Here is an 18717-nt window from a genome sequence, read left to right as displayed (position 1 = left end):
TGATTTTCAATTCATTCCCTAATCCCTATTTAGGGTTTTATATTCTGGATTACCGCTTCGCTCTCGTGCCTTACGGCACTCGTGAAGTTTCAAAGAAACTTTCCTGCTTACGCAGGAATGACTGAACTGCGATTTAAATATTCACCCTTTGGGTGTCATTCCCGCAAAAGCGGGAATCCAGAATTACTTAATATTGGAATATCTTAAATATTTTCTAAATCGGGATTTGGGTCATTTATTTTAATTGCAATGTTCTAAATTTAAATATATAATTATTAATATATATGAATAAAAGTAAAACAACTAAAATTACCGATAATCCTTTTAGCAGTATTTTTTATTTAATTCCAATCGCAATTCTTATAACGGCGATAACTGTTCCAAAAGGCGCGTGCGCAGCCGGAATAGAGGGTATGTCTATAAACAAAGCCTTTTTATACTCGTTAAAGTACAATAAAATACTGAGATTGGGAAAGGCAAATCTTAATATAGCCGGCTATGAAGAAAATGAGGCTTTAAGCGGTTTTTTCCCGAAGATTAATTTTAACGAAACATATTTAAACACGGATAATCCGCTATACGCATTTGGGAGCGTTCTGAACCAAAAAATCCTTACAAATCAAAATGTCCAGAGTTATTTCAGCCCCAATTTCTTAAATAACCCGGGAATGATTCACAACTATCAATCCGAATTCCAAATAGAACAGCCGTTGTTTATGGGCGGAAAAATTTACCTTGGTTATCAAAGGGCGCGCCTTCATAAGTTATCCTTAAAAAATGGGTTAAGCGAGACAAAGCAAAAGGTGCTTTACAGCGTAGCAAAGGCTTATTACTCCGTCATTCTGGCGCATAAATATGTTAAGTTAATGAAAAGCATTGTGAAAACCGCTAAGGCTTATAAAAATTTGTCGGAAAACCTTTATAGAGCCGGACAGGTTGTTTCTTCGGATGTTTTACGGGCGAAAGTCGAGCTTGCTACGGCGGAAGAAAAGCTTGCTACGGCAAAAAAGAATTATAAACTGTCCAAATATTTTTTAAATATCACGATAGGACTGAATGTTGACGCAAAATATAAATTGACATCTAAATTGACGCCTTCTTACAATAAATCTCTGTCGATTAATTCTTTGCAAAAAGAAGCGTTTGCCTATAGACCCGATTATAAAGCGCTTCTTTTTAATAAAAAGAATATGGGCATTGGAATTAAAGAGGCGTACGGAAAGTTTTTACCCACGCTTGTTGCCGGATATGACTATTTTAGCAACGGGCCTGCCATACATCCGGATGATTCTTACAGTTACGCCTTTACCGTAATGCTCCACTTCAATATTTTCTCGGGATTACGCGATTATAATAATCTGCAAAAATCAAAAAGCCGTTATAACACAATGATTGAATATCAGGGACTGCTTAGAAATAAGATTGAAATGCAGGTTAGAAAGGCTTATTTGCAATATAAGACAAATTTTATAAATACAAATGTTGCAAAATTAGCCGTTTTAAATGCCAAAGAGACATTAAGAATTACGGCCAATAGATATAAGGCGGGCATGACAACCTTAATAAATCTATATAAAACGCTGGATCAGTATAAAACAGCCAGAGTAAGCTATTTAAACGCGTTATACGAATTAACTTTAAATAAATATTACATAAAACTTGTTACGGGAAGATTAACGATGGTTCCCGAATCTAAATCTTGACCCCAAAATTGCCGATAGAAAATTTTAATTCTGGATTCCTGCTTACGCAGGAATGACTTTGCAGGTTTTTAGACCTTCACCCAACTGGTGTCATTCCCGCGTAGGCGGGAAAGTTTAGAATAAACTTCATGAGACCAAAGGTCGAGAGCGAAGCGTTAATCCAGTGCTTATAAAACTTTGAAGCAGTTTTAAGAGTTTCTATCGGCAATTTTGGGTTGACGCACCGCCATAGATTTTCGGCGGGTTTTATGTTATAATAACCAAAATAATAAATCTAAATTATAAAGGAGGATATTGTAAAATATGCCGATATATGAATATCAGTGCCAAAAATGCGGAAAAGTATTTGAAATTTATCAGAGGCTCAGCGAAAAGGGTGAAGATATTAAATGTCCTGTTTGCGGAGCAGAAAAACCGGTTAAAAGGGTTAGCTCTTTTAGCAGCTATGGAAATTCCGGGTCTCCTGTAAGTTATAATTCATCCGGCTCTTGCGGCGGCGGACACAGCAGCGGTTTTGGCTGAGCTTAATTTAGCGGGCGGTCTGCCCGTTTCCGGCAAGTTGTCATTCTCGCTTGTTATTCTTGCGAAATTAAATTAATTTCTTAATGTGGCAGCTAATTTTTTAGGATTCAACAAAAGATTTATAGCATTTTCTATTTTTGTCACAATAATATCACAGTGAAGGGCGGCTTTAACGGCAAGCCCTTCGCTTTCCATTATTCCGATACCTATAACACCCTGCTTAAACATTGCATAATCATTATAGCCGTTGCCTATAACCACAGTTTTTGAATACCCTAATTTATAAACCATCTCCTTTTTCTTCTGGGCTGAATCGTCTCCTTTTATTATGTAAAGTTTGGCATTTATCCCTTTAACTGATTCATTGGCGCTTCCAAAAGTATCGGAGGTAATTATATATATGGACGCATGCTTAGAAAGCTCGTTTAAAAGCCCTTTTACGGACTCTTTTATTAACCCGTTTTCCGAAAGCGTTCCGTTCATATCGAATACCACATTTTCTATTTTAACATTTGTAATGCCCGGTATATTTAGTTCTATCATGGCGTACCCCTTCAGCTCAGCTAATTAATAAATTAATAATATACTCTTAACTCACCGTTAGAAACTATTGTAATATCCATGCGTCTATGCGTCATTCCCGAAAAAGCCGTCTATCTTCGATAATTCTGACACCCTTTTATAAAGACTTTCGAGGTCTTCGTAAGACTCTTTTATGTTGCCGGTTTTTATAATCAGTTCATATTTTTTATCCTTAATCGTTCTATTTCCGATAACTATTTTAAACGGTATTCCGATTAAATCTATATCTTTAAGTTTAACCCCCGCCGATAATTTTCTGTCGTCGTAAAGAACATCTATTCCCGAAGATTTAAGGTCGCCGTAAATCTTTTCGGAAAGGCCGACTATCTCCTCATCTCCGGTATTCAGCGAAACAACCGCAACGGTAAACGGACTTATAGACGTGGGAAGATTTATTCCAGATTCGTCGGAAAAAACCTCTATAAGCGTTTGAAGGGTTCTTCCTACTCCAATCCCGTAACATCCCATAACGAAAAATTTAAATTCTCCTTTTTCATCTAAGAATTTTGCGTCTAAAATGCTTGAATATTTATCGCCGAGCTTAAAAATATGCCCAAGCTCGATTGCATTTTTAACGCTTAAGCCGCCCGAACATCTGGGGCATTTATCCCCGTTTTGAACGCTTCTTATGTTGGCGACGACATCGGGCGTAAAATCGCGTTCGGGCTTTACATTTGCCATGTGGGCATCCTGTTCGTTTGCCCCGGTAATCCAGTATTCCGAATTATTTATCTCCTCGTCTATAACTATGAGGCGGACCCCGTTAAGACCGAACGGACCGGCAAAGCCGCAAGGAGCGCCTGTTATTCTTTCCACATCCGATTCCTTGGCAAGAAACAAGTTTTTAACGCCTGCCGCCTTTTTTAATTTATGCTCGTTTATCTCTCTGTCCCCCCTTACGACTCCGACTACAAAACCGGACTCCGTTTCATATATAATTGTTTTCGCAAAACAGGTTCTATCCACCTTAAGATACGCGCTGACATCTTCGACCGATTTTTTGCCGGGGGTAAACAGCTTTGTCATTCTGGGCTGTCTGCACGATTCGAGAGGACCGTGATAATCGCCGACGGAATCGGCGTCATCTATAGAGGCTGAATATCCGCAATTACCGCACAGGACTATCCTGTCTTCGCCGTATTCCGAAAAAACCATCAGCTCTTCGGAGTATGAGCCGCCTATCTCCCCCGCTTCGGCTTTAATAAATTTAAAGGCAAACCCGAGCCTTTTAAATATGCTTTCGTACGCTTTCCTCATCGCTTTGTAACTTTTGTCTAAACCTGCGTCGTCTGCGTCAAAGCTATAAGCATCCTTCATAATAAATTCTTTTGCGCGCATAAGGCCGAATCTTGGGCGCATTTCATCTCTAAATTTAAGATGTATCTGATATAAGGTTAACGGCAATTCCTTGTAAGATTTAATGTTTCTTTTTGCAAGGTCGGTTATAACCTCTTCATAAGTCGGCGCAAGACAAAAATCCCTGTCCTGCCTGTCTTTGAACCTTAACAATTCCTTTCCGTAGTCTTCATCCCTGCCGGACTGCCTCCAAATATCCAAAGGCTGAACAAAAGGCATAGAAAGTTCGACCGCCCCCGCTGAATTCATTTCCTGCCTTATTATATATTCCAGTTTCCTCAAGCTTCTTAAGCCGAGCGGCAGATAGGTGTAAATGCCCCCCGAAAGCTGTCTGACATATCCCGCCCTCAAAAGCAGTTTATGGCTTTTAAGAACGGCCTCCTTCGGGTCTTCTTTTAACGACGGTATAAAAAATTTAGAATATCTCATGTTTATTTACCCCTTTGCCTCATAAAATTTTCTCTCCTGTAATGTTTTCGATTTCCTTAATTAATACGCTCAATATTTCTTCGTTGTCAAATTTTCCGATTATTTTGCCCTTTGCAAATAAAACCGATTTTCCTTTGCCGCCCGCGATACCGACGTCCGCGTGAGCCGATTCTCCAGGTCCGTTTACGACGCACCCCATTATTGCAACCTTTATGTTAGACTTTATTTTAAAAGAGATTCTTTCGAACTCCTTTGCGATATTGACTATGTCTATTTCAGCCCTTCCGCAAGTCGGACAGGATATTAACCTGACGCCCCCCTCCCGCAAGCCCAAATCCCTTAAAATATGATAACCCGCTATAACCTCCATGACGGGGTCGTCGCTTAAAGAAACCCTGACGGTATCACCAAACCCCTTATAAAGCAAAAGCCCAAGCCCGACTCCAGATTTTATCGCTCCCGAAAAAACGGTTCCAGCCTCGGTTATGCCGATATGAAAGGGATAATCGACATGCGCGGCTAAAAGCTCGTACCCGCGAACGGTCGTTAAAACATCGGTTGATTTTAATGAAATTTTTATATCGTAAAACGATTCATCTTCGAGCAGTTTAATATGTTTAAGGGCGCTTTCGACCATTGCCGCGGCAAAATCGCCTTCGTTTTTGTCTAAAATTCCCTTTTCCAAAGACCCGGAATTTACCCCTATTCTTATAGGTATAGCTTTATCTTTGCAGGCGGCCGCGACTTCTTTTACTTTTTTCTTATCCCCGATGTTTCCAGGATTAATCCTTAAACCGCTCACTCCCGCCTCCACCCCTGCCAGCGCGAGCCTGTGGTCAAAATGAATGTCGGCAATTACCGGAATACTAACCTGCTTTATTATATCTTTTAAGGATTTTGCGGATTCAATCGTATTCACCGCAACTCTGACTATTTCACAGCTATAACTTTCCAGTTCTTTTATTTGGCGGACAGTGGAAAGCGTATCTTCCGTGGCCGTATTTGTCATAGACTGAACGCTTATGGACGCATCCCCGCCAACCAAAACACTGCCGACTTTAACGGTTCGGGTGGGTCTTCTTTTTATCATTTTATATTTTATATTTTTTTGTTTATTTTATTCCCTGCTGTTTTTATTGTTATTTAATTTTATTTTATATAATTATTATATTATAATTATAAATTATAAAACAAATGAAAATTGCAACCTAAATCCAGATTTAGAATTTTATATGCTGGATTCCCGCTTTCGCGGGAATGACATTCGGAAAGTGAATGCATGTATCGCTGTATCATTCGGAAAGTGAATGCATATCATCGCTATGTCATTCCCGCGAAAGCGGGAATCCAGCATTAATTAATAATTTTAACTATGTTCGAATTTCTTAAAAACAAAACATATAATATCGGCAGCGATAAAATAAGCCTTTATTCAATAGTCCTGTCTATTTCTATTATCATAATCGCGTACCTTGCCGCCTATTTATTTTCATTTCTAATTAAAAAGGAATTCAAGAAGAATGCCACGCTAAACAGACTGTTTATAAAAACCGTAACAAGATTTATCAAATACCTTATAATAATAATCGGTTTTTTTATATCTTTTCAGGTTCTGGGAGTAAACTTAAGCTCGCTTGCCTTTTTAGCAGGCGTTATAGGGCTTGGCATAGGGTTCGGCATGCAAAACATTATAAGCAATTTTATTTCCGGCATTATTATACTGTTCGAAAAGCCGATAAAGGAAGGGGAATATGTCGAGGTGTCGGGTTACGACGGAATTGTCAGCGATATAAGAGCGAGAAGCACAACGATTACCACAAGGGATAACATCTCTATCATCGTTCCAAATTCTAATTTTATAACCTCAAATGTTATAAACTGGTCTCATAGGGACCCGAAAATAAGGCTGCATATACCTCTCGGCATTGAGGAAACCGCCTCTAAATTAGAACCTGCAAGGAAGGTTTTACTTGAAATAGCCGAGAATAATCCGGAGGTTTTAAAAAAGCCAAAACCGACGGTCTGGTTTATCGGGTTTGGAAGCTCATCTTTCAATCTCGAGCTGATTCTATGGATAGCAACCCCGATTAGAAGGCACTTTGTTATAAGCGATATAAATTTTGAGATAGCCAAGAAATTCGCGGAATATGACATCGACTTGACATATCCGTGGACAAACTTAGTGTTTAAAAACGATTTAAGGATACAAAATACTGATGCAACAGGCGGCATCCTCAGGCAAGACGGTGGCATCCTTAAGCAAGACAGCAGTGATTGACGGTTAAAGCGCCCTTTATTAATATTTGTTTAAAAGTAAAACATACAATAAATAAATATAGGGTTATTTTTTTAAGGATTCAAGATACGAGGCTATCTTTTTAATGTTTTTAAGCGGTATGTAATCGTAAGAGGGCATAATGACATAATAGGTTTTACCGTTCATGCTTATCTTATCTCCTCTTTTAAAATGAGAATCAGGATTTTTAATCTGCTCTACCGTCCAGTTAAAATCCGGAATAATATTGCCATAGTTAGATAACGAGGGACCTAAACTGCCGCCGACTCCGTTAATTGAATGACAATCGTCGCAATTATAATAATGAAATAGGTATTTACCGCCGCTTTTATATGTATTAAAAAATCTTGCGGATGCAGGCTTGGGCTTTATAAAACCTAAAAAGAAGAAGGCAAGCACAAATATCGATGTTATAGCTATAACTTTAAGGCTGCTTTTCATAAATTTATCCCCCTATTTTCATACTTTTTGCCATTTTACCGCTTCATTATTCATTTATTCGCATCTGCCGCCGTATTTATCGTCACCTCAACCATCATTCCCGGTTTCAAGATATGATTTTTATCGTTCAATATTTTAATCCTTACGGGAAGCCGGTGCGTAACCTTCGTAAATGTTCCCGAGGGGTTATTTGTCGGAATCAACGCAAACTTAGAAGTGCTCACCGAACCGACGAATTCTACCGTGCCTTTAAAAGTCTTTCCGGGGAAAGAATCTACGGTAATTTTAACAGGATCTCCCCTCTTTACATTTCCAATGACGGTTTCTTTAGCATTTGCGGTAACCCATACCCTTTGAGGGTTATTTTCCATAACTATCGGCGTCCCCGGCGTAATATACTCTCCGATGTAGGACATTTTTTCGGTAACAACGCCGTTTATAGGAGAATATATATAGGTGTTTTTATAGTTTGCGAGGGCGGTTTTATATGCCGCTTTCGCAATCTTAATAGCTTTTTTTAACGGTATTAATGTGGTCATCTTATTTGCAAAACTGACGCTTTTCACATAGCTTGACTCAAAATAATTCCTTTTTGCGGAACCTAAGGACGACACGGCGGAAATAAGCGCCTGTTTAGAAACTAAATACTGCGTTTTTAATGTATCGAACTGCTGTTTTGTTATAAACTCTTTTTTAAAAAGTTTAAGCCCTCTTAAGTAATTTTTTTTGTCTAATTTATAAGTAAGCTTAGCCTTATGAAGATTTGCTAAAGCGGTCCTGTAAGCCAATTTATTCAAATAATACGAATTATAAGAGTTTCCTATAAACTGCGCTACACTGCCGCCCGCGCTAAAGAGTTTGGCCTTTGCCAGCTTATAATTTGCCCTTGCCTGAAGCATTGCAGGGTAATATGTGGAATCGCTAATGCGCGCAATCAGCTCCCCTTTTTTAACATGCTCGTTCTTATACACATAGATTGCCGTGATATTGCCCGGAACCTGCGTGCTGACGGAAACGATATGCCCGTCTATCTCGGCGTCTTCGGTATAAACATGGGTGAGACCGAAAAGATACCATCTTAAAACAAAAACACCGCCTATTATGGCTAATAAAAGTATAATAGATGCGGTTATAATATTTTTTTTAGTAAATTTACTATTATTGGCGAACGCGCCGCCGTCTTCGTTACCGCCGATTTTTTCATTATCACCGTTCATTTAGGCATCACCATTTTATTCTTATTATTATAATAATATTCAAATAAAGTTTATTTAATTAAACTTATCCACGGTTAAACTTATAAGTTTCCTTTTAAAAGAGCCGGTAAGCCTTTTGAGGTTTAAAACGGATTTGTAATAGCTTAGATTGGCGGTCAAAAGGTTATGCCTTGCGGTAGTGAGCTGGGCTAAAGCGGTTACGACATCGACGCTTGTAGCAACCCCCGCCTTATACTCTTCTTCGACGAGCATATAGTTTTTTGACGCGAACTTTTCCTCGTGCTCAAGAGCCGCAACTTCATATTTAAGGTTCTGTATGTTGTAAAAATCCGAAATAACCTGCGCCTTTAAATTTCTTTTAGACTGTATCATATTGTACATTGCCGCATTAGCGGCGGAACGGGCTTTCTCGATGGATATAATTCTTGTGCCGCCCTGAAATATAGGCATAGTTAATATTGCCCCCGCCGTCCAGTAATTCAAAGAACCCCCGGGTATAAAATGATTATCGGAAAGGGCGTTATAAGAAGCCTGAAAATTAATCTGAGGAATATATTGGGTCTCGTAATACTGCGTTTCATTGTTTGCAGCCTTTTTTGCATATTTTAACGACCTTAACCCCGGATTATTTTTATAAGCCAAAAAAATATATTTTTTTAACAAAGCCTTTTTAATAACCGGCTCCGGCGGTTTAATAACTTTGAAACGGCGGCTGATGCCAAGAATAGAGGCAAGTTCGGCCTTCGCCGATTTAAGCGAATTTTTAGCGCCGATAAGTTCCTGTTTTGCGGCATAGAACTGTGATTTTGCCTGAAGAACATCGGTAATTATGGCAAGCCCAGCTTGAAGTTTTGCTTCGGTAAGCTCAAGATGCGACTTTGCTTCGTTATAGGTCTTCGTGTCGGCATTAATTAAACTGATGTCGTTCAGAACGGTATAATAAGATGCGGCGACATTATAAAGGGTTGTTGCCGAAACATTATTAAGGTTCATTTTTGCCTGCGAAACCGTATTCTCGGCAGCCCCGTAAGCAGGAAGAGCGCCCAGCTTCAGTATCGGCTGGTCTAAGGTAAAACTGTATTCATAATTGGGAAAAAAGAAACTAAAATTATTACTTGAACCGGAGGTAGAAGGCACGGGTGCCGGCTCATGCAAATGAAACCTCTGGTCTTTGTATGTGAGATTTATATTCGGCAAAAGCATACTGATAGCAGACCATTTTAAAAGCGTGGACTGGTAATAGCTTTCTTTGTTGGCCCTGATGGCGCCGTTGCGGCGGGCAGCCAAGATGTAGGCTTCTTTTAAAGTGAGCACTCTTGAGTTTGAGCTTTGCCGATTTCTAATCCCGATTCCGTGCCTCGCCTTAAAGGCAAAGGCTTTGCTAACCGGAATAATTAAATAAACCGAACATAATACTATAATTAAAACGAAGGAAAGGGCAATGCGATATTTTTTCTTTTTAGACTTATCTTCCATAATTAATCCTTGTTACCCTTAATTATAATTATATTTATCTATATCTATTTTTTTTTGAAGCGTAAATTTTATTATAATGACTTTAAAGTCATAAGTCAACAATTATTTCTTCCCCCGGCATTTGACAAAACGGAATAAAAATGCAATATTAAATTTATATATAAATCTATATATTTATTATTTTTTTATTAACGATTCAACTTTTATTAATATTTAAATATTAAGGTTAAGACTCAGTCCAGATGATAATTATTATAATTATAGCCGCGGTATTTTTCGTCTTATTTACCGCTTCCGTAATTGTTTCGCTTGTTCGTACAGCTAAGCTTAAAACATACTATTCCGACATCATAACAAAAAACTCCCTTCAAAACGACCAAAATATCAAAAACAACATCGTGCTTGAGAGCGAGCTTAAGAACGAAAAAAGCCGGCATAACCAGACAGCCGAAAGGTTAAGCGGCGCGGAAACCGAAATCTTCAACCTGAGAAAAGAAAATACCGGTCTCAGGGTAGGCCTTTCCGAGGCGGCCACCAATAATAAAAATCTTGAGGAAAGAATAGCCGCCCAAAAGGCGGATTTTGATTTAAGATTAAATAATCAAAAATCGGAGTTTCTGGAGCTTGAAAACAGGTTTACAGAGGCATTCAAAAACCTTTCCACAGAGATATTGGAGGATAAAAGCAAAAAATTCACCGAGACTAATAAAGAAAACATGGATAATATATTAAAGCCTTTGTCCGAAAAGATTAAGGAATTTGAAAAAAAGGTCGAGGATACCCATATCTCCGAAACAAAAGAGCGCTATTCGCTAAAAAACGAAATAACTAAGCTTATAGAGACGGAAAACAATATGAAGCTGACAACCGAAAATCTCACCAAAGCCTTAAAGGGAAACGCAAAGGTTCAGGGAAATTGGGGGGAGATGGTTTTAGAGATGCTTCTTGAAAACTCCGGTCTGATAAAAGGCGAAAATTATGAAACGCAAAAAAACCTTAGCGTAACGGGTGAAAATGAACATGCTCAAAATTTAAGGCCGGATGTTATCATCTATTTGCCTGAGAAAAGAGAGCTAATTTTAGACTCAAAGGTCTCGCTGACAGATTATGAAAGGTATATAAGCGCCGACGAAAACGATGAAGGCAGAAAGGTTTATTTAAAAGGACACATCGACTCTATTAAAAAGCATATCGACGAATTAAGCGGGAAACGGTACAACACGGCTCTGGGCGGCAAATCCCTTGACTTTGTTATCATGTTTATACCGATAGATTTTGCTTATACCGTTGCGCTGAACGAAGATAAAGATATACTTAAAAAGGCTTTAAATCAAAATATAATAATCGCCACCCCGTCCATCCTTCTTTTAATGCTGAGAATGGTGGAAAATCTCTGGTATCAGGCAAATCTCGAACGCAATGCCGTATTAATAATGAATGAAGCGGGAAAATTGCACGAAAAGTTTATTAATTTTATCGAAAGCATGCAGGAAATAGAAATGGGAATTAAGAAAGCAGGTAACGCTTACGAGGAAGCCTTTAAACAATTACGGACAGGAAGAGGTAATTTAATCGGTAAGCTCGAGGGAATAAAAAAATTGGGGGCAAAATCCGCAAAATCCCTTCCCGAAAAAATCGAGTACGATAAATACGATATATAATACCCTAATCCCGATTTAGAAACTATTTAAAAAATTCCAAAATCAAATAAATCAGGAACAGCGATAATGTACATGACCCTGCGTATTAATTATTATTGATGGAAAGAATCTTGTCTATGAATGATTTTTTTAACGGATGCGTTTTTTCACCGCTTTCTAAAGCAAACTCCTCAAGCAATCTTTTTTGCTTTAAGGTTAAGTTCGTCGGCGTTTCCACGATAATGTTGACATACTCATTCCCCTTTACGCCGCTATTAAGCCCTGGAGCTCCCTTGCCTTTCAATGTGAATTGGGTTCCGCTTTGAGTTCCTGACGGGATTTTTATAGTTGCTTTTCCGTCAACGGTGGGGGCTTCCACCTCGCAGCCCAGCGCAGCCTGAGCAAAACTTATCGGTATGCTGACAAAAATGTCGCTGTCGCTCCGTTTAAATATATGATGCGGTTCCACAACAACATCCACATACAAATCCCCGGCGGGTCCCCCGTAAATTCCGGACGCTCCCTCTCCTGAAACCTTAAGCCTGTTGCCGTCGTCGATACCGGCGGGTATTTTTATGTCTAATTTGCGCTCCTTTATCACCCTGCCGTCGCCTTTGCAAACGGGACACGGGTTTTCTATAAATTCACCCTCGCCCTTGCATTTATAACAGGTTCTGGAGACCGTAAAAAACCCCTGCTGCTGCCTGATTTCACCTGTTCCTTTGCATATGGGGCACACAACGGGCTTCGACCCCTTTTTTGCCCCTGTTCCGTCACAACTTGCGCATTTCTCATACCTGTTAAATTTTATCTCTTTCGATACGCCGAGGAGCGCCTCTTCAAATTTAATTTTAACGGCATACCTGAGGTCTTCACCCCTTCTTTGCTTAGCTTTCCTGTTTGAATGAGAAAAGATATCTCCGAAAAAGTCGTTAAATATATCGCTAAACCCAAAACCATAGCCTCCGCCTTGAGCGCCGACTCCTTCATGCCCAAATCTATCGTAAGCCGCCCTTTTTTCCTCATCGCATAAAATCTCGTAAGCCTCGTTTATTTCCTTAAATCTTTCTTCGGATTCCCCGTCGCCTTGATTTTTATCCGGATGATGCTTCAAGGCCAATTTTCTATAGGCCTTTTTTATTTCATCGGCGGTTGCATCTCTGTCAACCCCCAGAACATCGTAATAGTCTCTTTTAGCTGCCATATCACCTGTGTTTAATAATATAATCGTTATTATTTATATAAATATACCCAAAATTGCAGGTAGAAATTTCTTTTTTTGGATTAACGCATTGTAATATTTTTAATAATTTCTATCGGCAATTTTGAGCAAGTTTAATATATTGTTCTTTACACTATTCTAATATATATTGTTAAGTTAAATCAATTATTGATTTTTATTTTTATCCTTTACTTCTTCATATTCCGCTTCCACGACATTTTCATCCTGCGATGCCTGCCCTGCGGCTTGCCCCTGTTCAGCTTCGGAAGGACCGGCGCCGGAAGCTTGAGCCGTCTTTTTATAAATCGTTTCTGCGATAGAATGGGACAATTTTTCCAATTCCTCCGTTATTGACTTTATTTTGTCTATGTCATCGGATTCTATTGCTTTTTTTGCATCCGCAATTTTTTCTTCGGCGGTCATTTTATCGGAAGATTCAATCTTATCCGCGGAGTCTTTCAGGGTTTTTTCGACGGAGTAAACCAAACCGTCTAAGTGGTTTCTCACCTCGATTAATTCCTTCCTTTTCGAGTCCTCTTCCTTATGGAGTTCAGCCTCTTTAACCATTTTATCTATCTCTTCCTTAGAAAGTCCGCTGGAAGCAGTGATTCTAATGGACTGTTCTTTTCCCGTCCCAAGGTCTTTCGCGGAGACATGAACTATTCCGTTGGCATCAATGTCGAATGTAACTTCGATTTGGGGAACGCCCCTCGGAGCAGACGGAATCCCCGTCAATTCAAATCTTCCAAGGCTTTTGTTGCCTTCGGCCATTTCCCTTTCGCCCTGAAGAACATTAATGGTAACGGCAGGCTGATTATCGGCCGCGGTAGAAAATATTTGACTTTTTCTTGTCGGGATAGTGGTATTTTTTTCGATAAGTTTTGTAGTAACGCCGCCAAGAGTCTCTATGCCGAGCGATAAAGGCGTAACATCGAGCAGAAGCACATCTTTAACCTCGCCTTTTAAAACGGCGCCCTGTATTGCCGCGCCTACCGCCACGACCTCATCGGGGTTAACCCCCTTATGGGGTTCTTTTCCGAAAAATTCTTTAACCCTTTGCTGGACTTTCGGCATTCTTGTCTGTCCTCCGACCAGCACAACCTCATCGACTTGAGAAGGCGTTAAGTTTGCGTCTTTTAATGCAGTTCCTACAGGACCGATAGATTTTTCGATTAAATCGTTTGTGAGCTGTTCAAACTTAGCCCTTGTAAGTTTCATATTGAGATGTTTAGGTCCGCTTGCGTCCGCCGTGATAAACGGAAGATTTATATCCGTTTCCAATGACGACGAGAGTTCTATCTTTGCCTTTTCCGCAGCTTCTTTTAGTCTTTGAAGCGCCATTTTATCGGTTCTTAAGTCGATTCCGTAGTCCTTTTTAAATTCGGAAGCAATATAATCTATCGTTTTTTGGTCGAAGTCTTCGCCTCCAAGGAATGTATCGCCGTTAGTGGATTTAACCTCGAAAACCCCCTCGCCCAGTTCCAGTATCGATATATCGAATGTTCCGCCGCCGAGGTCATATACGGCAATTTTTTCTTCCTTTTTTTTGTCGAGTCCGTAAGAAAGAGAGGATGCCGTCGGTTCGTTGATAATTCTTAAAACATTCAGCCCCGCAATTTTACCCGCATCCTTCGTTGCCTGCCTTTGCGAATCGTTGAAATAAGCAGGTACGGTTATAACAGCCTCCGTTACGGGTTCGCCGAGATAATCCTCGGCGGTTTTTTTCATTTTAGTTAAAATCATCGATGAAATTTCGGCGGGAGAATATTTTCTTCCTTTTATTTCAACCCATGCATCCCCGTTGTCGCTTTCCACGATTTTATACGGGCATACCTTCTTAAAAGACTGAACCTCCGGCGAGTTATATTTTCTGCCTATTAATCTTTTAACTGCGTAAATCGTATTTTCGGGATTAGTGACGGCCTGCCTTTTTGCGGCCTGTCCGACAAGTCTTTCTCCGCTATCTGTTATGGATACGACGGACGGGGTTGTTCTTGCTCCCTCCGAGTTTGCGATTACGACGGGCTCCCCCCCTTCCATAACCGCAACGCAAGAGTTTGTAGTTCCCAAATCGATTCCAATTACTTTTCCCATGATCAGTTTCTCCTTAAAAATATGTAAATTTATTTTTTAAACTTGTTATAAATACGCTATAAATGCGATATAATTTAAAATTATTTAATTATTTGTAATTATAAAATAAATTATATCTTAAATATGTTATTTATGTAATATGTAATATTTTATTTAATTGCCGCCGTTATCGTTCTTTGATTTAGAAATAGATATTAAAGAAGGTCTTAACAGCCTTTCTTTGTAAATATAACCCCTTCTTTTTTCCTCTAAAATTTTTCCCTCCGGTTGATTCGCATCTTCCACCATTTCGACTACCTGATGAAAATTAGGGTCGAAGGTTTTTCCGGCTGTTTCGATAATCTCTACGCCGTGGTTTTTTAATGTCTTAACAAACTCGTCATACGATAATTTTACCCCTTCTACAAACGATTTTAAATTTCCCGTTTTATCCTGTTCTAAGTAAGTTTCCGAATGCCCTATCGCGAGATCTAAGAAATCCAGCACGGGAAGCAAATCCTTTATAAGTTTTTCGTTAGAATATTTTAACGATTCCTCTTTTTCCCTGTTCATTCTTTTTCTAAAATTTTCAGCGTCGGCTAAACTTTTAAGGTAGTTTTGGTTAAGGTCGTCATACTCTTTCTTTATATTTTTAAAGGCATTTGCCAGATATTTTAGCTCATCTCCCGCTTCGGCGAGACTGGAAGGGTTTGGAAGCTCGCTTATATCTAAATCGGCCGTGTTGGCTATAGCCTCTTCGGCTGGATTTTGCAATTTCTTACCTAACTCCTTTTCAATGTCGTCCGCATCGTTAAAATCTTTTTCCTTTTCATTCATCGGTCCAATCTCCCGGTTAAAAATTCTATTTTTTAAATCTCTTTTTTTAAATTTCTTAAATCTCTTAATAAATTATAAATTTATAAATCTTATATAATTTCGCCAAGAAATTCAGCCATAAAATCTATTATCGGAATAACTTGGGAATAATTCATTCTTGAAGGTCCGATTATGCCGATCGATCCCCTCAATACTTTATTTTCGCTTAAATAAGGCGCGGTTATTAAAGATAATCCGCTGATTTCCGACCATTCCGCTTCTGACCCGATAAATATTCGTTTAGTTTTGCAATTTTTGGCAAGCCCGAGCAGTTTTATTATTATTTTTTTATCGTTAATAGTCTTGATAAGCAATTTTATCTGTTCATTGTCGGAAAATTCAGGTTCGTCGAGCAAAGCGGTTTCAGGTCCGATATAAAGACGGGTGTCCGTATTCTGGTCGGCGTTATTTGTAAAATCAAATATCATATCGTTCAATATGGAATAAAAATTTTCCCTGTCATCGTGTATTTCGCCATCGATAATATCTCTAAGGTCGTCTATGCCGCAATCCTTTTTTTCTATAATCTCGTTTAATTTTCCGGAATACCTGTTAAGTTCGTTTTGTTTAATATCTTTATAAACATATATAAGCCTATTTTCTACTATGGCATTTTTAAATACCATAATTACGAGGATGTTATTGGGTTTAACCCTCACGAATTCTATATGTAAAAGAGTGATTCGCGATGTTTCGGGGGCAAGAACTATTCCCGTGTAATGCGATAAGTCCGATAATGCCCTCGATGTTTGATGCAATATGCCGCTTATGTTTCTGTTTTCCAAATTAAATGCTTTTTTTACCTGTTCCCTTTGTTTTTTTGATATTTTTTCGGTTTTCATTAAACTTTCTATATAAAGCTTATACCCCTTGGCTGTTGGAACCCTGCCCGCGGAAAAATGGGGCTGGTAAATATACCCGCCTTCTTCCAGAATCGCCATTATGTTCCTGATTGTTGCGGGACTCAGGTTTAGATAATAATTTTCGGAAACAAACTTTGAGCCTACGGGGTTTGCCGTTGCGAAATACCCCTCGATTACTGCCAGTAAAACATCTCTGTATCTTTCATTTACGGCTATATCCGCATCTTCCATATCGCAATTTATTTTGCAATCTTATAAGATTAATAAGATTTTAATTTAGCACTTAACCATTATGAGTGCTAAATACCATTTAACCAATATTTTTATAATTTGTCAAGATTTTATTAGTTTCCCTAATCCCGATTTAGAAATTTATTTTCTGGATTCCTGCTTTCGCAGGAATGACAATTATGGAATTTAGCCTTTTCACCCGGCGGGTGTCATTCCCGCGAAAGCGGGAATCCAGAATTACTTAATATTAGAATATCTTAAATATTTTCTAAATCGGGATTTGGGTGATATTTTTTTCTTTACAATTTTTAGATAATTCAATACAATAAAAAAATGTTTTCGAAATTAAACAAATTTTTTTCCTCCGTTAAGTTAGCCATATTTTTATTTATCGCTATTGCCGCGGTTTCGATGATAGGGACATTCATAAACCAGGGCAATACTATGGCGCAATACAAAATTATATACGGCGCGAAAGTTTTTGCAATCTTATATTGGCTCGGATTTTTAAATATATATGATTCATGGTATTTTATCGGGCTTGCAGCCTTATTGGTTATAAATCTTTTGGCGGCATCGGCCAATATACTGCCCCGAACTCTGAGGGCTGTTTTTGGACCGTATCCGTCTTTTAAAGAAACGGCTGAGAAAAAAAATCCTAAAGCCGTCTATGAAAGTTTTGAATCAAAAAAGGACATTGCGGGCATTACCGCAGTTTTAAACGGCGCATTCGGACGCCCGCTTAAAGAATCCGTCCCCTCCGAAACAGACGGAAAAGGCAAAGAATTATACTATTCGAAAAATTCGATATTCAGGTTTTCTCCCTATATCGCCCACCTCAGCATTATAATCATTATTATAGGAGTATTATTAACCGTAAAATACGGTTTCAGGTCTTATACCAATATAAAAGTGGGGGAGAAGACTAATATTTCATACCTGCTAAAAAACAACAAACCGATAAAACTCCCTTTTACCGTAAGGCTCGATAAATACGAAACCAAATATTACCCCGACGGCATACCGAAATCTTATATCAGCACAATTAGCATAATTAATAAAAAACATATAGCCGTGCTCACCAACAAAGAAATTAAGGTAAATCATCCTTTGACATATAACGGAATAACTATATATCAGGCAAGTTACGGCCATTACAAACCGACGGCCGTGAGGCTTCTTGTCCTTAATTTAAAAAACCGCGGCTATAAAAAAGTCATCTATGCCCAACCGGATACCTTTTATAATCTAAAAAATAATAACATAAGATTTAAGTTTATCCCGGTGCTGCATCCTAAAAAATTTGAGATACCTTTTTTAATTCATATTTATAACAATAAAAATAAAAATAATTTTCAGGAACTGAAATTTAATATTTTACCATACAAAAATCATGACCAAAAAGTCCCGTTAGTCTTTGCAAAATATAAAAATATAGTTTTTTTGTACAACGGCATAAAAACCTATTATTACAGCGGAGTCGAGATAACTAAAAATTCCTACACCTCGGTTGTATGGATAGGTTCCATCATACTTATCATCGCTTTGTTTTTTTCGTTTTTCTTTAATCAGCAGGAAACATGGGTGAGATTAATGCCTAAAAAGGAAGGTGCAGGCGCAGGTATAGGTATAGAAATATTATCGATTCCCCGCAAGAAATTTCCGTCGTTTTACAAAAATTTTGACAAGAAAGCGGCAAATATAAAAAATAAACTTAAATAAATATTGAACATATCCCGAAAATTTTATTTAATTTAAATGTTTTTTGAAACAGGGTAGATAAAGGGAGC

General features: G+C 38.5%; 15 protein-coding genes. 5 read left to right on the top strand and 10 right to left on the bottom strand.

Features of this window, described 5'->3' with window-relative positions:
- The first annotated feature begins 284 nt into the window (after positions 1-284).
- The gene (locus tag EVJ47_06125) at positions 285-1703 is read left to right on the top strand and encodes a TolC family protein (GenBank protein RZD14242.1); all 1419 of its coding nucleotides are present in this window, start codon (positions 285-287) and stop codon (positions 1701-1703) included.
- Between the two features lie 303 nt (positions 1704-2006).
- Positions 2007-2225 (top strand): zinc ribbon domain-containing protein, encoded by a 219-nt coding sequence (locus EVJ47_06120; protein ID RZD14241.1) that lies wholly within the window; start codon positions 2007-2009, stop codon positions 2223-2225.
- A gap of 72 nt (positions 2226-2297) precedes the next feature.
- Here the strand turns inward: EVJ47_06120 and EVJ47_06115 are convergent, their stop codons facing one another.
- From EVJ47_06115 to EVJ47_06105, 3 genes are all read right to left on the bottom strand, one after another.
- Positions 2298-2768 (bottom strand): ATPase P, encoded by a 471-nt coding sequence (locus EVJ47_06115; protein RZD14240.1) that lies wholly within the window; start codon positions 2766-2768, stop codon positions 2298-2300.
- Between the two features lie 84 nt (positions 2769-2852).
- Positions 2853-4592: a proline--tRNA ligase gene (locus EVJ47_06110; GenBank protein ID RZD14239.1), complete on the bottom strand. Its 1740-nt coding sequence runs from the start codon at positions 4590-4592 to the stop codon at positions 2853-2855.
- A 19-nt stretch (positions 4593-4611) separates the two neighbouring features.
- Entirely contained in the window at positions 4612-5682 is a 1071-nt protein-coding gene (locus tag EVJ47_06105) for a flavodoxin-dependent (E)-4-hydroxy-3-methylbut-2-enyl-diphosphate synthase (GenBank protein RZD14238.1), read from the bottom strand.
- Between the two features lie 282 nt (positions 5683-5964).
- On the opposite strand from EVJ47_06105, the gene EVJ47_06100 reads away from it, so the two are divergent.
- Positions 5965-6870, top strand: a complete 906-nt coding sequence (locus EVJ47_06100) for a mechanosensitive ion channel (protein ID RZD14237.1) — start codon at positions 5965-5967, stop codon at positions 6868-6870.
- A gap of 63 nt (positions 6871-6933) precedes the next feature.
- Here the strand turns inward: EVJ47_06100 and EVJ47_06095 are convergent, their stop codons facing one another.
- The 3 genes from EVJ47_06095 to EVJ47_06085 are packed head-to-tail and all read right to left on the bottom strand — an operon-like array spanning position 6934 to position 10022.
- On the bottom strand, positions 6934-7329 hold the full coding sequence (locus EVJ47_06095) for a c-type cytochrome (GenBank protein RZD14236.1): 396 nt from the start codon (positions 7327-7329) through the stop codon (positions 6934-6936).
- Positions 7330-7379: 50 nt separating this feature from the next.
- Positions 7380-8546: an HlyD family secretion protein gene (locus tag EVJ47_06090; protein RZD14235.1), complete on the bottom strand. Its 1167-nt coding sequence runs from the start codon at positions 8544-8546 to the stop codon at positions 7380-7382.
- Positions 8547-8600: 54 nt separating this feature from the next.
- Positions 8601-10022 carry a TolC family protein gene (locus tag EVJ47_06085; GenBank protein RZD14234.1) on the bottom strand — a complete coding sequence of 474 codons (1422 nt, stop codon included), beginning with the start codon at positions 10020-10022 and terminating at the stop codon, positions 8601-8603.
- A 242-nt stretch (positions 10023-10264) separates the two neighbouring features.
- On the opposite strand from EVJ47_06085, the gene EVJ47_06080 reads away from it, so the two are divergent.
- A complete protein-coding gene (locus EVJ47_06080; GenBank protein ID RZD14233.1) occupies positions 10265-11683 on the top strand; it encodes a DNA recombination protein RmuC in 1419 nt (472 codons plus the stop codon).
- 85 nt (positions 11684-11768) lie between these two features.
- Here EVJ47_06080 and dnaJ read toward each other — a convergent pair whose 3' ends face one another.
- The 4 genes from dnaJ to hrcA all read right to left on the bottom strand — a co-directional run bounded on the left by dnaJ (position 11769) and on the right by hrcA (position 16927).
- A complete protein-coding gene (gene dnaJ / locus EVJ47_06075; GenBank protein RZD14232.1) occupies positions 11769-12866 on the bottom strand; it encodes a molecular chaperone DnaJ in 1098 nt (365 codons plus the stop codon).
- A gap of 183 nt (positions 12867-13049) precedes the next feature.
- Entirely contained in the window at positions 13050-14978 is a 1929-nt protein-coding gene (gene dnaK / locus EVJ47_06070) for a molecular chaperone DnaK (protein ID RZD14231.1), read from the bottom strand.
- A gap of 153 nt (positions 14979-15131) precedes the next feature.
- Complete coding sequence (locus tag EVJ47_06065) at positions 15132-15794, bottom strand: nucleotide exchange factor GrpE (GenBank protein ID RZD14230.1); 663 nt, start codon at positions 15792-15794, stop codon at positions 15132-15134.
- A gap of 89 nt (positions 15795-15883) precedes the next feature.
- Complete coding sequence (gene hrcA, locus EVJ47_06060; protein ID RZD14229.1) at positions 15884-16927, bottom strand: heat-inducible transcription repressor HrcA; 1044 nt, start codon at positions 16925-16927, stop codon at positions 15884-15886.
- 333 nt (positions 16928-17260) lie between these two features.
- Between hrcA and EVJ47_06055 the strand changes: the two genes are divergently transcribed.
- Positions 17261-18649 carry a hypothetical protein gene (locus EVJ47_06055; protein ID RZD14228.1) on the top strand — a complete coding sequence of 463 codons (1389 nt, stop codon included), beginning with the start codon at positions 17261-17263 and terminating at the stop codon, positions 18647-18649.
- The last annotated feature ends 68 nt before the right edge of the window (positions 18650-18717 follow it).

Origin of the sequence: Candidatus Acidulodesulfobacterium ferriphilum (genome assembly GCA_004195035.1) — a bacterium.
In the GTDB taxonomy this organism is placed as follows: domain Bacteria; phylum SZUA-79; class SZUA-79; order Acidulodesulfobacterales; family Acidulodesulfobacteraceae; genus Acidulodesulfobacterium; species Acidulodesulfobacterium ferriphilum.
This window is presented reverse-complemented; position numbering and strand designations above follow the sequence as displayed.